The organism is Nocardia sputi (genome assembly GCF_023501985.1).
Map to the genome: position 1 here is coordinate 88,571 of NZ_JAMFLC010000020.1, position 13,428 is coordinate 101,998.

General features: G+C 69.0%; 12 protein-coding genes. 5 read left to right on the forward strand and 7 right to left on the reverse strand.

Going from position 1 to position 13,428, the window contains the following annotated elements; translation table 11 throughout:
* Positions 1-32: 32 nt before the first annotated feature.
* Positions 33-848: an MIP/aquaporin family protein gene (locus M8859_RS25415; RefSeq protein WP_159924246.1), complete on the reverse strand. Its 816-nt coding sequence runs from the start codon at positions 846-848 to the stop codon at positions 33-35.
* A gap of 260 nt (positions 849-1,108) precedes the next feature.
* On the opposite strand from M8859_RS25415, the gene M8859_RS25420 reads away from it, so the two are divergent.
* The 3 genes from M8859_RS25420 to M8859_RS25430 all read left to right on the forward strand — a co-directional run bounded on the left by M8859_RS25420 (position 1,109) and on the right by M8859_RS25430 (position 4,354).
* Positions 1,109-1,873: an IclR family transcriptional regulator gene (locus M8859_RS25420; RefSeq protein WP_159924244.1), complete on the forward strand. Its 765-nt coding sequence runs from the start codon at positions 1,109-1,111 to the stop codon at positions 1,871-1,873.
* A 48-nt stretch (positions 1,874-1,921) separates the two neighbouring features.
* Entirely contained in the window at positions 1,922-3,439 is a 1,518-nt protein-coding gene (gene glpK, locus M8859_RS25425; RefSeq protein ID WP_159924242.1) for a glycerol kinase GlpK, read from the forward strand.
* A 75-nt stretch (positions 3,440-3,514) separates the two neighbouring features.
* Positions 3,515-4,354 carry a DUF72 domain-containing protein gene (locus M8859_RS25430; RefSeq protein WP_223518162.1) on the forward strand — a complete coding sequence of 280 codons (840 nt, stop codon included), beginning with the start codon at positions 3,515-3,517 and terminating at the stop codon, positions 4,352-4,354.
* A 52-nt stretch (positions 4,355-4,406) separates the two neighbouring features.
* Here the strand turns inward: M8859_RS25430 and M8859_RS25435 are convergent, their stop codons facing one another.
* From M8859_RS25435 to M8859_RS25445, 3 genes are all read right to left on the reverse strand, one after another.
* Positions 4,407-4,955, reverse strand: a complete 549-nt coding sequence (locus tag M8859_RS25435) for a YceI family protein (protein WP_159924240.1) — start codon at positions 4,953-4,955, stop codon at positions 4,407-4,409.
* Positions 4,956-5,024: 69 nt separating this feature from the next.
* Positions 5,025-5,630 carry an FMN reductase gene (locus M8859_RS25440; protein WP_159924238.1) on the reverse strand — a complete coding sequence of 202 codons (606 nt, stop codon included), beginning with the start codon at positions 5,628-5,630 and terminating at the stop codon, positions 5,025-5,027.
* Positions 5,627-6,721, reverse strand: coding sequence for an LLM class flavin-dependent oxidoreductase (locus tag M8859_RS25445; protein ID WP_249644915.1), 1,095 nt, complete (start codon positions 6,719-6,721; stop codon positions 5,627-5,629). The genes M8859_RS25440 and M8859_RS25445 overlap by 4 nt, the downstream gene beginning before the upstream one ends.
* A 411-nt stretch (positions 6,722-7,132) precedes the next feature.
* Between M8859_RS25445 and M8859_RS25450 the strand changes: the two genes are divergently transcribed.
* Positions 7,133-7,501 (forward strand): Rv3235 family protein, encoded by a 369-nt coding sequence (locus M8859_RS25450; RefSeq protein ID WP_159924234.1) that lies wholly within the window; start codon positions 7,133-7,135, stop codon positions 7,499-7,501.
* A gap of 363 nt (positions 7,502-7,864) precedes the next feature.
* Here the strand turns inward: M8859_RS25450 and M8859_RS25455 are convergent, their stop codons facing one another.
* Both M8859_RS25455 and M8859_RS25460 read right to left on the reverse strand, forming a co-directional pair.
* Positions 7,865-8,773, reverse strand: coding sequence for a cutinase family protein (locus tag M8859_RS25455; protein ID WP_223518156.1), 909 nt, complete (start codon positions 8,771-8,773; stop codon positions 7,865-7,867).
* 224 nt (positions 8,774-8,997) lie between these two features.
* Complete coding sequence (locus tag M8859_RS25460; RefSeq protein WP_249644916.1) at positions 8,998-9,597, reverse strand: TetR/AcrR family transcriptional regulator; 600 nt, start codon at positions 9,595-9,597, stop codon at positions 8,998-9,000.
* Between the two features lie 107 nt (positions 9,598-9,704).
* On the opposite strand from M8859_RS25460, the gene M8859_RS25465 reads away from it, so the two are divergent.
* Positions 9,705-10,724, forward strand: a complete 1,020-nt coding sequence (locus M8859_RS25465) for a crotonase/enoyl-CoA hydratase family protein (protein WP_159924228.1) — start codon at positions 9,705-9,707, stop codon at positions 10,722-10,724.
* Positions 10,725-10,857: 133 nt separating this feature from the next.
* Here the strand turns inward: M8859_RS25465 and M8859_RS25470 are convergent, their stop codons facing one another.
* Positions 10,858-13,425, reverse strand: coding sequence for an MFS transporter (locus tag M8859_RS25470; RefSeq protein ID WP_249644917.1), 2,568 nt, complete (start codon positions 13,423-13,425; stop codon positions 10,858-10,860).
* Between the last annotated feature and the right edge of the window lie 3 nt (positions 13,426-13,428).

A 13,428-nucleotide genomic window follows, 5' to 3' on the forward strand; every position in this document is an offset into this window, starting at 1 on the left:
TCCTTTCGGAACGTGCTGTCGCGGAGGAGGATTCAGAACAGGAATTGGGCGGCCAGACCGGCGAGCGCACCGCCCACCAGCGGCCCGAGCACCGGCACCCAGGCGTATCCCCAGTCGGAGTCCTTGCCGTGTGTCGTCGCGTCGGCCTCGGGAGATGCGACCGGTCCGGAGTCGCCCGCGCCCACCGGCACCAGGACCGCATCCGCGGGGGCGGGCTTGCGCACCGGCAGCAGCGCGTGTGCCAAGCGCGGACCCAGGTCGCGCGCGGGGTTGACGGCGTACCCGGTCGGGCCGCCCAGCGAAGCGCCGATGCCGACGACCAACAGTGCCGCGGCGGCCGGGCCGAGCCCGCTCGGCGTGTGGCCGAAAGTCAGGATGACCAGGACGAGCGTGAACGTGCCGATCACTTCGGTGGCGAAATTCCAGCGCAGGGCGCGGATCGCGGGTCCGGTGGCGAAAACGGCGAGCTTCTTCTCCGCGTCGGTCTCCGCGTCGAAGTGGCGTTTGTAGGCGACGTAGGCGATCGTCGCGCCGACGAACGCGCCGGAGAATTGGCCGCTCAGATAGGCGAGCGTCGTGGAGCCGGAGATCGCGATGCCGGGGGCGAACTCCTCCGCGCCGCTGAACAGGATGCCGATGGTGACCGCGGGATTGAGGTGGCCGCCGGTCTTGTAGGCGACGTAGACGCCGGCCAGGACGGCGAACCCCCATCCCACGTTGATCAGCAGCCAGCCGCCGTCCAGTCCTTTGGACTTGGTCAGCAATACGTTCGCGACCACGCCGACCCCGAGCAGCACCAGCACTCCTGTGCCGAGTGCTTCGCTGAGAAAGATCGAGCCGAAGTTCATCGTTGAGCCTCCGTTCACCCCGCTGGCCGCGGACGCGACCGTGCGTGTCACTGGAAATTACGGCGGAATGCCGGGCCCGGATACTGTCGGCGTTCGACAATGTCGAACGCCTCGACTGGTTGCCGTAAGGCTGGGCCGCTACCGTCCGACCGGTCAGGAGGATGTATGGCGCAGCTCACACCTGGTTTCACTGATGTTGCCCAGGTATTACCAACCGTTCGACATTGTCGAATCGCCACCTGGAGGATAGGTTTCCCGACATGCCGGGTGCGATCCAATCGATCGAGCGGGCGGCGGCCGTCCTACGGCTGCTGGCCCGAGGTTCCGGCCGTCTCGGCGTCGCCGACATCGCGGGTGCGCTCGAGCTGCCGAAACCGACCGCGCACGGCATCCTGCGGACGCTCCAGGGTGTCGGCTTCGTCGAGCAGGACCCGGCGACCGGCAAGTATCAGCTCGGAGCGGCGCTACTGCATCTGGGCACCAGCTACCTCGACGCGAACGAATTGCGCTCCCGCGCGATCAACTGGGCCGACGCGCTGGCGGCTCGCACGGGCGAGTCGGTGCGGATCGGCGCGCCGATGGACGGCGCTGTGGTCGTGGTCCATCACGTATTCCGGCCGGACAACACCGAACAGGCGCTCGAACTCGGCGAGCTCCTGCCGCCGCACGCCACCGCGCTGGGCAAGGTCCTGCTCGCCTACGACATCGACTTGGCCGCGGCGGTCCGCCGCGGCGAACTGGCCCCGCTCACACACCGCACTCTCATCGACCGTGTCGCGCTCACCAGGGCGCTCGCCGGTGTGCGGCAGGCCGGATGGGCGGGCGATACCGGGGAATTCCGGACGGGCGAGGCGGGTATCGCGGCGCCGATCCGGGCGCCCGGTGGCCTGGTGGTCGGCGCCATCGGCATCACCGGTGCGGTGGACCGGCTCTGTGACGCCCAATTGCGGCACCGGCCCGCACTGGTCGGTCAGGTGCTCGACGCCGCTCGCGCGGTATCGCGGGATCTCGGTGCGGGCCACTGAGATCGGTCCGGCCGGCGACCGGCGGATTTCGACGAGGAGCGGGCGAGCGTGAAGCAGCGTTACGTGCTGGCGATCGATCAGGGCACCACCTCGACCCGGTGCATCCTGTTCGATCAGCGCGCCCGGCTGGTCGGCGTGGCCCAGCGGCCGCACCGGCAGCATCACCCGCGGCCGGGGTGGGCCGAGCAGGACGCGCTGGAGATCTGGCGCAACGTCGAGCGGATCGTGCCGCAGGCGTTGCGGGATTCCGGCGTCGCCGCCGACCGGATCGCCGCGCTCGGCATCGCGAACCAGCGCGAGACCACCGTGGTGTGGGATCGCCGCACCGGCACGCCGATCGGGCGCGCCATCGTATGGCAGGACGTGCGGACCGACGAACTGGTCCGGGAACTGGAGCGCGAGCCGGGCGCCGACCGGATCCGCGAGCGCTGCGGTCTGCCGCTGGCCGGCTACTTCGCGGCGCCGCGGCTGCGCTGGATGCTGGATTCCGTACCCGGTCTGCGCGAGCGCGCCGAGCGGGGCGAGGTGCTCTTCGGCACCATGGAGACCTGGCTGATCTGGAACCTCACCGGAGGTCCCGACGGTGGCCTGCACCTCACCGACGTCACCAATGCCAGCCGCACCCTTCTGATGAACCTCAGCACCCTGACGTGGGACGACGAACTGCTGAATTTCTTCGGTATTCCCGCTCGGATGTTGCCGCGCATCCAGCCTTCGACCGCGTCCTACGGCATGACCCGCCGGGTGGTCCCCGGCATCCCGATCGCCGCCGCCCTGGGTGACCAGCATGCCGCGTTGTTCGGCCAGACCTGCTTCGCGCGCGGCGAAACCAAGTGCACCTACGGCACCGGCGGGTTCTTGATGATGAACACCGGAAGCGAGCTGGTGCGGTCCGAGCACGGCCTGCTCACCACGATCGGCTACCAGATCGGACCGGAGCCGGTCTACGCGCTGGAGGGGCCGATCGCGGTCACCGGTTCGCTCGTGCAATGGGTGCGCGACAACATCGGGCTGGTCACCAGCGCGCCGGAAATCGAAACCCTCGCGCGCACAGTCGAAGACAACGGCGGCTGCTACGTCGTGCCCGCGTTCTCCGGCCTGTACGCGCCGCATTGGCGCGGCGACGCCCGCGGCCTGATCGCCGGACTGACCTCCTATGTCACCAAGGGGCACATCGCCCGAGCCGTGCTGGAGGCAACCGCCTGGCAGACCCGTGACGTGGTGGAGGCGATGAACGCCGACTCCGGCCTCCAGGCCGCGACCCTGCGCGTGGACGGCGGCATGACCTCGAACAACCTGCTCATGCAGATCGTGGCCGATGTCCTGGACGTTCCGGTGCTGCGTCCGTTCGTCGCCGAAACCGTGTCGCTCGGCGCCGCGTACGCCGCGGGCCTGGCCGTCGGCTACTGGCCGGATCTGGAAGGGCTGCGCAACAATTGGCGACTGGCCGCGCAATGGGTTCCGCGAATGGACGCGCAGTTGCGCCAGGACGAGTACGAGAACTGGAAGCGCGCCGTCGAGCTGACCTTCGGCTGGGTTCGGCCGCGGAAGCGTGCGCGGCGGTGAGCCCGGAGCAGGGCCGGGTGCCGCCGGAGTGAGTGACCGGCTCCGGTGTCGGGAGGGTGGGTTAGCGTCGAGAACATGCGGCTGAACGTGGGATGTGCGATGTGGACGCACGCGGCTTGGCAGGAACGGCACCTTCCGCCGGGGGAGCGACTGCGCTGGTACGCCACCTGGTGCAACGCCGTCGAGGGCAATACGACCTTCTACGCGACGCCGTCGCGGCGAACGGTGGAATCCTGGGCGGCTCAATGCGATCCGTCGTTCCGCTTCGTACTGAAGCTGCCCAAGCCGATCACCCATGAACGCAGGCTGTCCGGCGTCGAGGAGGAGCTGAGGTCTTTCCTCGCCGCGATGGAGCCGCTCGGGGAGCGCATCCACGCGCTGTGGGTGCAGCTGCCCGGCTCGTTCGGCCCGACGGATCTCGGTGCGCTTGCCGGATTCCTGCGTCAGGCGCCGCGCGCCTACCGGCTCGCCGTAGAGGTCCGGCATCCCGCGTTCTTCGCCGACGAGCAGGCGGTACACCGGCTCGAACACGTGTTGTCCCGGGTCGGCGCCGAATGGGTTCCGTTCGACACCACCGTGCTCTTCGACGGTCCGCCCACCAGCGCGGCCGAACAGGAAGCGGCGTCGAAGAAGCCGCGGGTGCAGCGCCGGATGCGCGCACTGACCGAATACCCGATCGTGCGCTACCACGGCCGCGACGACGTCGAGCGGACCGTCGAGGGTTGGCGCCCGTGGGTCGGCATGGTCGCCGAATGGTTGCGCGAAGGCCGGTCGCCCACGGTGTTCGTGCACACGCCGGACAATGCCGGTTCGCTCGAGCTGGCCCGTCGCTTCCACGACGAAGTCCGCGCCCGGCTGCCCGAGATCGACCCGCTGCCCGACCCCGCTCCGGCCGAACCGATGACCCTGTTCTGAGGAAAAGGACGGTCCCGCAGGAGCACCGAACTCCTGCGGGACCGTCGAGAACTCAGGACCGCAGACCGACCTCGACCTCGAGGGTGAGCGTGATCTTGTCGCCGATCACGGCGCCGCCGTCGGGCAGCGGCATGTCGATGGTGATGCCGAAGTCGCGGCGATTGATCACGGTCTTGGCTTCGAAGCCCGCGACCGGCCCTTGGCCCATGCCGGGGTTCACACCGAGGAATTCCACGTCCAGCGACACCGGCTTGGTGACGCCGCGGATGGTGAATTCGCCGTCCACCACGAAGTCCTCGCCCTTGACCCGGAATCCGGTGGACTTGAACGTGGCCACCGGGAACTGCTCGGCCTGGAAGAAGTCCGCGGTGCGCAGGTGGGCGTCACGCTGTTCGTTGTCGGTGGTGACCGAGTCGACCCGGATCTCGGCCTCGGCCGAGGCGCTGCCGTCCTCGGCGATGACCAACCGGCCGGAGAAGTCGGTGAACCGGCCGCGCACCTTGCTCACCATCAGGTGACGTACCGAGAAGCCGAGGGTGGAGTGGGCGGGGTCGATGACCCAGGTGCCCGCGGTCAGGGTGTTCGTGGTCGTGGTCGACATGGCGTTCTCCTCAAATGGTTGATTTTTGAACTAGTTGGGTAGGGATGGCGCCGGGTGATCGCGAAAAGCTCAGTGGGTGCCGAGCATTTGCGCGAACGGTACCGGCTCGTCGTACGGATCGGCGGCGCGCGCTCGTGGGGTGGTGGTCAGCATGGCGGCGAACTCCCCGGCGGCGCGGTCGATTCTGCTACGCAATCCGCCCGCCGCCGCGGACGCCCAGTCCTCGGACGCCGCGTACACGGAGGTGGGCGCGACCACCGCGTGCAGATAGCTGAACATCGGACGCAGTGCGTGCTCCAACGCCAGCGAGTGGCGTGCCGAGCCGCCGGTCGCGCCGAGCAGCACCGGCATCCCTGCCAGCGCGTCCGGTTCCAGTACGTCGAAGAACGTCTTGAACAGGCCGCTGTAGGAGGCGTTGAAGATCGGCGTGACGGCGATCAACCCGTCGGCGCTGGACACGCTGTCGATCGTCGCGCGCAGAGTACCGGGGGCGAATCCGGTGAGCAGGTTGTCGGCCAGATCGCGGGCGTGCTCACGTACTTCGACGACGTCGAATGTCACATCCGCACCGGACGCGGTCAGTGCCTCGCCGGTGGCGGCGGCGAGCCGATCGGCGAGCAGCCGGGTCGACGAGGGCTGGGACAGGCCCGCGGAAACGATCGCGATGCGGGTCATCGGGTCGCCTCCAGGGCGGCGTCGCGGGCGGCGACCAGGCTCGCGTGCGTCGGCGCGTCCGGAACATGCGCCGGGCGCAGCGCCGCGAATTCCTTGCGCAGCACCGGGACCACCTCTCCGCCGAGTAGGTCCAGTTGTTCCAGCACGGTCTTCAGCGGCAGCCCCGCGTGGTCCATCAGGAACAGTTGGCGCTGGTAGTCGCCGAAAGACTCCCGGAAGGTGAGCGTCTTGTCGATGACCTCCTGTGGGCTGCCGACGGTGAGCGGTGTCTGCTCGGTGAACTCCTCCAGCGAGGGGCCGTGCCCGTACACCGGCGCGTTGTCGAAGTAGGGACGGAACTCGCGTACCGCGTCCTGTGAGTTCTTGCGCATGAACACCTGTCCGCCGAGCCCGACGATCGCCTGGTCGGCCGACCCGTGACCGTAGTGCTCGTAGCGCTGCCGATACAGCGCGATCAGCCGCTGGAAGTGTTCTTTCGGCCAGAAGATGTTGTTGGCGAAGAATCCGTCGCCGTAGTAGGCCGCCTGCTCGGCGATCTCCGGGCTGCGGATCGAGCCGTGCCACACGAACGGCGCTACGTCGTCCAGCGGGCGCGGCGTCGAGGTGAACGACTGCAACGGCGTGCGGAACTTGCCCTCCCAGTCGACCACGTCCTCGCGCCAGAGCCGGTGCAACAGGTGGTAGTTCTCGATCGCCAGCGCGATGCCGTCGCGGATGTCCTTGCCGAACCAAGGGTAGACCGGTCCGGTGTTGCCACGGCCGAGCATCACGTCCACCCGTCCCTCGGACAGGTGCTGGAGCATGGCGAAGTCCTCGGCGATCTTCACCGGATCGTTCGTCGTGATCAGCGTCGTCGCGGTGGAGAGTTGGAGCCGCTCGGTGCGCGCCGCGATGTAGCCGAGCATCGTCGTCGGCGACGACGGCACGAACGGCCGGTTGTGGTGCTCGCCGGTGGCGAACACGTCCAGCCCGACCTCTTCGGCCTTGCGCGCGATCGTCACCATGGCCGTGATGCGCTCGTGCTCACTCGGCGTCCGGCCGGTCGTCGGGTCGGTCGTCACATCACCGACCGTGAAGATTCCGAACTGCACGACGCCTCCTTCGTTCCCAGTCTGACTCATTTTGGTGGATATGGCAACCAATGCAACCGTAGGGGGTGGGCGGGTATTCCCGGTGTGGAGGTGTGGTCGCTGCTCGGGGCTCCCGTACCCCGGTGGTGGCGAGCCCGGCTGGATTCGGGTAGCCGACTACGCGCGATTTTCGGTGCCGTATCCGCAGAATCGGTCGCCACGGGTTTGGACCCACCGGAGGCTGAAGGGATTCGTATGACTGGTTATCGCGATTGGTTGGCGCCTGCTCCTAATCCGGAGCCGCCGTTGGACAGTTGTCGCGGCGCCGAGGCGCGGAGCGCGCCGCGCGATCCGGCGGTCGCTCGGGCGCTACCGTGCCGGCCGCGACCGCGCGCGGGCTCCGGGCGGGCGAGTGCCGGTGTACGCGGAGCGGTGCGTCGCGGGCATGCGTCCGCGACGTCTATCGAGAATGAGACACGGGCGCAGGCATGCCGGTTCGCCGAGTCGGCGGTACGAATCGTCCTCGAGGTGCTCGACCGCAGGCGACCGGTGCCACAACTCGCCGCGGTCGCCGACGCCACGGTCGTCGCCGCGGTGCGCACGTTGATCGGCGCCGGTCTCGTGCCGGGCAGCGCTCTCGGTGCGGCGGTGCCGATCCGGGTGAGCGTGGTCCTCATGGATGCGCGGACCGCCGAGGTCTTCGCCGCGTACGGCCGCGGCAGTCGTCGTTTCGCCTTGGCGGCGCGCATCGTCCGGACCCGCTCTGCCGGCTGGCGGCTGACGGCCCTGCGTATCCGATGACGCGGCCCGAAGCGCTCAGCCGAGCTGAATGGGTCGGCGCGCCATGTCGGACCAGTACCCGGCAGCCGTGCACCAGGACACGGCCCTCGACGTGTCAGCGCAACCCGCGCGCCAGTACCACCCGCTCGATGTGGCGGCCTCGGCCCCGCCGATGACGATGCGCGACGCGCCTCTCCCGCGCCGCGTGCGACGAGCACGGCGCGAACGGATCGGCGCGTGGAGGGGCGAGCGGGCCGCCGGCGCTGTGCGCCCGCAGTCCAGCAGCACGGCCGAGTCGCTGAGCGGCCAGCACCTCCGCGGCCCCTGCCACAGGGCGCCGTCGCGGACGGGGTGGGGAGGTCGCGCGCCGACTCGCCCGCTGACTCAGGCCAGCGAGGCCAGCCAGTCGTGCATCCACGACAGGGCGGTAGCTCCGCCGCCGACGGGGTAGCTGCCGTAGGCGGTGTGCGCCTCGGAGCGGTAGAACTCGTCCAGCAGCCGCGCGCGTTCCTGGTTGGCCGACTCCGACAGCTGGCTCTGCAGCACCGGGAGTCCGCCGTTGGACATCAGATCGCCGACGATGGCGCCCATTTCGAGCTGGTAGCGCCAGAGATAGGCCGGGTCGGGATAGGAGGTCTGGGCCAGGAAGCCCGCGAAGCGGGTCACGAAATCGTCGGAGGCCGTGGAGCAGTAAAGGTCGCCGATCGCGCAGATGGTGCGGGTCTGCGGGGTGAGGAAACCGAATCCGCCGATGCGCGGGCCGCCCGCTCCCGCGCCGCCCACCGGCGGGCCGACCAGCGCATCGGTGGGGGAGCGGCGTGGGTCGGACAGGAGTCCGACCGCGACGATCCGATGCGGTGGCACCACGCCGATGCCGGTGCCGATCTCGGCGGCGAGATCGCCCGCGGCGTCCGCACCCTGGCTGTAGCCGAGCAGCGCGATCTTGGTCGCACCGCATTCCCTGGCCATCGCCGCGATCAAGCCGCGGGCATTGTCCACGGCTTCGCGCTTGGAAGCGCCGTAGACGTCGCTCTCCCAGGGGAACGCGGTCGCGGCGTAGCTGACGTAGTCCACGCGCACCGAGGGCGGCAGGCCATTGGTGACTCCGGCCAGCATCCCGGGCCCGGGTCGCTCGTTGTCCGGATGGTCCGTGGTCTCCCATGTTCCCGGGATCGCCACGACGTACATGCTCGGACAGTCCGGTGTGGCGAGGGCGGGTCCGCTGCCCGGTCCCACACACGACAGCGCCATCGCCGTGATACCGATGGCCGCCGAGATCCACTTCGATCGCATGGCGTTTGCTCCTGGTAGTCCACGCGCCGCAGGCGCTCCCCGGCAGGAATCGGCCTCCGCCGGAGCCGTGCGGTGGTCGAACCCGGCCCCGTCGAAGGCTGCATTGAGACTCGCTGGTCTCAAAGTGCAGCCAGGATAGCGAGAGTGTGGGAGACAGCACAATCGAGTGGATGAGTGACGCGCATCACAGCGGATTGAGTCACGGCGGCGCTTGATGATTGCTATCAGCCTTGTGTGAGCAAGACGTTCATGGCCTGCGCCCATTGATCGATGGTTGCCGTGGCGGCGCGCTCGGTGGTGCGCAGTGGGCGGGACATCGCGGTGCCGCGCAGTATCGCGATGGTGAGATCGCGAACGGCCGGATAGCGCGGATGGGCGACAATGTCCGGATCGAACAGGGTGTTCACTACGCGGTGCAAGTCGCGCCCGGCTTTTCGTTCGGCCGCGCGCAACGCCTCGGCAAGCGCGGGATCGGTCCGCGCGGCCGCCCACAGTTCGAATTCGGCTTGCGCCGCCGGCCGGGTCATCGACTCGTACAGGGCGGTCAAGGCGCGCACGGTGGGATCGGCCCCGGCGCCGAGTCCGGTCGCGACTTCGCGAACGGCCGCCTCGTTTCGCGCGACCAGATGGCCGACCAGTTCGGCGATCAACGCGCCGATGGTCGGGAAGTGATGCAGCAGCGCTCCGCGGCTGACACCGGCCGCGCGCTGCACGGACAGGGTGGACAGTGCCCGGTACCCCTGCTCGGCCAGCAGGTCGGCGGCGGCCTCGAGGATGCGAACCCGGGTCGCCCGCTTCTGCTCCTCGCGCACTCCGGCCATCATCGTCTCCCTCCGTCCACGGCGACATTTTCACAGTCAATGTTGACTGTCAAATGGTCGGTGCACCAGACTGCGAAGACAGGTGCCGGACGACGTCGAAGGGAACAGCGATGACCGACAGTGACATCCAGGCCGATGACGGTGCGGGCGCGTGGTATCGCGATTGGACGGAGACGCCGGATTCGCCGTGGACGGGCCGCCCGGAGCCGGACGCCGCGCGCGAGTACCGGACACTCACCTACGAGCGAGACGGCCGTATCGCGCGCATCACCTTCAACCGCCCGGACAAGGGCAACGCCATCACCCCCGACACCCCGCAGGACCTGGCGCACGCGGTCGAACGCGCCGATCTGGACCCTCGGGTGCACGTGATCCTGTTGTCCGGGCGCGGCAAGGGATTCTGCGGGGGATACGACCTGAGCCTGTTCGCCGAGCAGAGTTTCGCGGTGGCGGGCGGTCCCGGCGACGCGGCGGGGACGGTCGTCGACCCGGTGGTCCAGGGCCGCAACCACGACCCGGCGCGGACCTGGGATCCGATGATCGACTACGCGATGATGAGCCGGTTCAATCGCGGTTTCGCCAGCCTGATGCAGGCGAACAAACCGACCGTGGCCAAGCTGCACGGCTTCGCGGTGGCGGGCGGCAGTGACATCGCCCTGTTCGCCGACCAGATCATCTGCGCCGACGACGCCAAGATCGGCTATCCGCCCACCCGGGTCTGGGGCGTTCCCGCGGCGGGAATGTGGGCGCATCGCCTCGGTGACCAGCGCGCCAAGCGCCTGCTGTTCACCGGGGACTGTCTCACCGGAAAACAGGCGGTCGAATGGGGCCTGGCGATCGAATCCTGGCCCGCCGACGAACTCGACGCGCGCACCGAGGAATTCGTCGCGCGCATCGCGCGCATGCCGATCAACCAGCTGATGATGGCCAAACTGGCGCTGAACTCGGCGCTGTACGCCCAGGGAGTGGCGAACTCCGGCATGATCAGCACCGTCTTCGACGGCATCTCCCGGCACACCAGGGAGGGCTACGCCTTCCAGGAGCGGGCCGTCACCGCGGGCTTCCGCGCGGCCGTCCGGGAACGCGACGAACCGTTCGGCGATCACAAGCGGCGTGGGGCGCGGGAGTGAGCCGCTACTGATCGGACATCCTCGTGCGAGGGCGGCGGCCGCGTCCGGATGCCGTCGGATCGAGAGACCACCGGCGCAGGAGCACGCCGGGAGCGGTGATCGATCCGCCCGCGCCCGGCGTCCTTCCAGCGGCTCAGCGGATGGGCGGCGTCTTTCCGGTTTCCTCGTCCTCGAGGTCGTAGCCGAGCCGCACGTCATGAGCGACTTCGCCGCCGCTCACCGTGATCCGGCTGGTCACCGGGGGGTAGCCGCGCGCAACGACCGTGTAGTCGCCTTCGGCGAGATCCGTGACGACATAACGCCCGTGCTCGTCGGTGCGGGTCGTCGCGGTGGGCACGCCCGCCGCGTCGAACACGCTGATCTGCACGTCCGAGACCGCCCGCCCGTCATCCGACCACGCCGATCCGGCCAGCACCGCCATCGGCGCGAGCTCGATGTCGTGGTGCAGCAGCCCGCTGTCCGGCACGGTGAGCGCGGTCGCGCTGGGCCGCATGTGCTCGGCGACCGCGACCAGGGTGTAGGTGCCGGGTACCACGCCGTGGCACACATAGGCGCCGTCGGCCGCCGCGCTCGCGGACCTGACGACCTCACCGTCCAGGTCGGTCAGTGTGACGGTCGCGCCCGGCAGCGGTTCGCCGAGGGTGCCCGACCGGACCACGCCGGACACCTCGCCGGAGCCGAGCAGCGTGATGTCGATCTGCTGCGGCCGCTCGCCCACGACGACATTGACCGCCGCGGGCTGGTGCCCGGCGGCCGACACGATCAGCACGTAATTGCCCGCGTCCGGCGCCCCGAGGAGGTAGCCGCCGTCCGCGCCGCCGCTCGTCCGGGCGGCTTGCCGTCCGTGGTGGTCGATCAGGGTGAGCGCGGCAGCGGGTACCGCGCGGCCGTCTTCGCGATGGACGTAGCCGCCGAGTGAGCGGCCTTCGTACTCCGCGCCGTCGAAGCTCGCGCGTGGCTCGCGCCGGTGCGCGCCGTTACCCGCGGGATCGCCCGAGGCGTAACCGCTCGCCGCCGCGGCGAGTACCGGCTCCGGTTCCGACAGCGCCCGCGCGGCGCCTTCCCAGACTTCATCCGCGTCCCAGTGCGATCCGGCGGCTTCCGTCTCCTCGATCGGTGCCTGCGCGACGGGCACGGGATCGTCGCGCAGCGGAATCTCTTTCATGAACAGCAGCACGAAGCAAGCGAGCAGCGCGACTCCGGCCGCCGCGTAGAACACGCCGTGCATGGAGTCGGTGAAGCCGGTGAGGATGGGCGCCTTCAACTGCTCGGGCAGCGCCGCGATGCCGCTGGTGTTGGCCTGCATGGCACTGAGCTGGTCGGCGCCGAAGCCGGGCGGTAGCTCGCCGCCGAACGCGTCGATGATCCGGTGCGGCAGCAGGTTGAACAGGATCGTCAGGAACACCGCGACGCCGAGCGTGCCGCCCATTTGCCGGAAGAACGTGGCCGACGCGGTGGACACACCCATGTCCGAACGGGGTCCGGCGTTCTGCGCGGCGATGATCAGCGTCTGCATGCAACAGCCGAGCCCGAAACCGACCACGCCGCCGTAGGCCAAGGGTTGCCACAGCGGGCTGTCGTAGTGCACCTGCGCGTACAGCAGCGCGCCGACCGCGACGATGAACGTGCCCGCCACCGGCAGGATCTTGTAGCGACCGGTCACCTTGGTGATCCGTCCGGCCAGCTGTGAGCCGATCGTGATGCCGAGCACCAGGGGAAGCATCAGCAGACCGGCTTTGGTCGGCGAGTAGCCGCGCACTACCTGGAAATACTGCGGGACCATGGTGATCGCGCCGAACATCGCGACGCCGACGATGAACCCGCCCACGATGGTGACGCTGAAGGTCGAATTCCTGAACAAGCGCAACGGGATCAGCGCCGAGTCCTTCATCAGGAACTCGACCAGGACGAACAGCAGCAGGCCGGCCGCCCCGATGCCGTAGCACAGCAGCGACCGCTGCGCGGACCATCCCCAGTGACGCCCCTGTTCGGCGACGATCAGCAGCGGCACGACGCCGATCGCCAAGGTCAGCGCGCCGAACCAGTCGATCCGGTGATTCTGGCGCTGGTGCGGCACGTTGAGCACTTTGGCCACCACCAGCAGGGCGAGCAGGCCGACCGGAACGTTCACCAGGAACACCCACCGCCACCCTTCGATGCCGCCGAGCTGTTCGTAGTCGGAGAAGAAGCCGCCCAGCACCGGGCCGAGCACCGTCGCGGTACCGAAGACCATCATGAAATAGCCCTGGTAGCGCACGCGTTCCCGCACGGGGACGATATCGCCGATGATGGTGAACGCCAGCGACATCAATCCGCCCGCGCCCAGGCCCTGGAACGCGCGGAACGCGGCGAGCTGGTACATCGACGTGGCGAAAGTGCACGCCACCGACCCGATGACGAACAGGCCGATGGCGGTGAGATAGAAGGGCTTACGGCCGTAGATATCGGCCAGTTTGCCGTAGAGCGGCGTGGTGATCGTCGCGGTGATCAGGTAAGCGGTGGTCGCCCAGGCCTGTTCGTCGAAACCGTGCAGGCTGTTGGCGATCCTGACGATCGCGACGCTGACGATGTTCTGGTCGAGGGCGGCCAGGAACATGCCGAGCAGCAACCCGGACAGGATGGTCAGGATCTGCCGGTGGGACAGTGACGTGTCCGCGCCTGCGTCCGGGTTCCGCGGAGCCCGGGTGGTGGAATTCGTCATGGA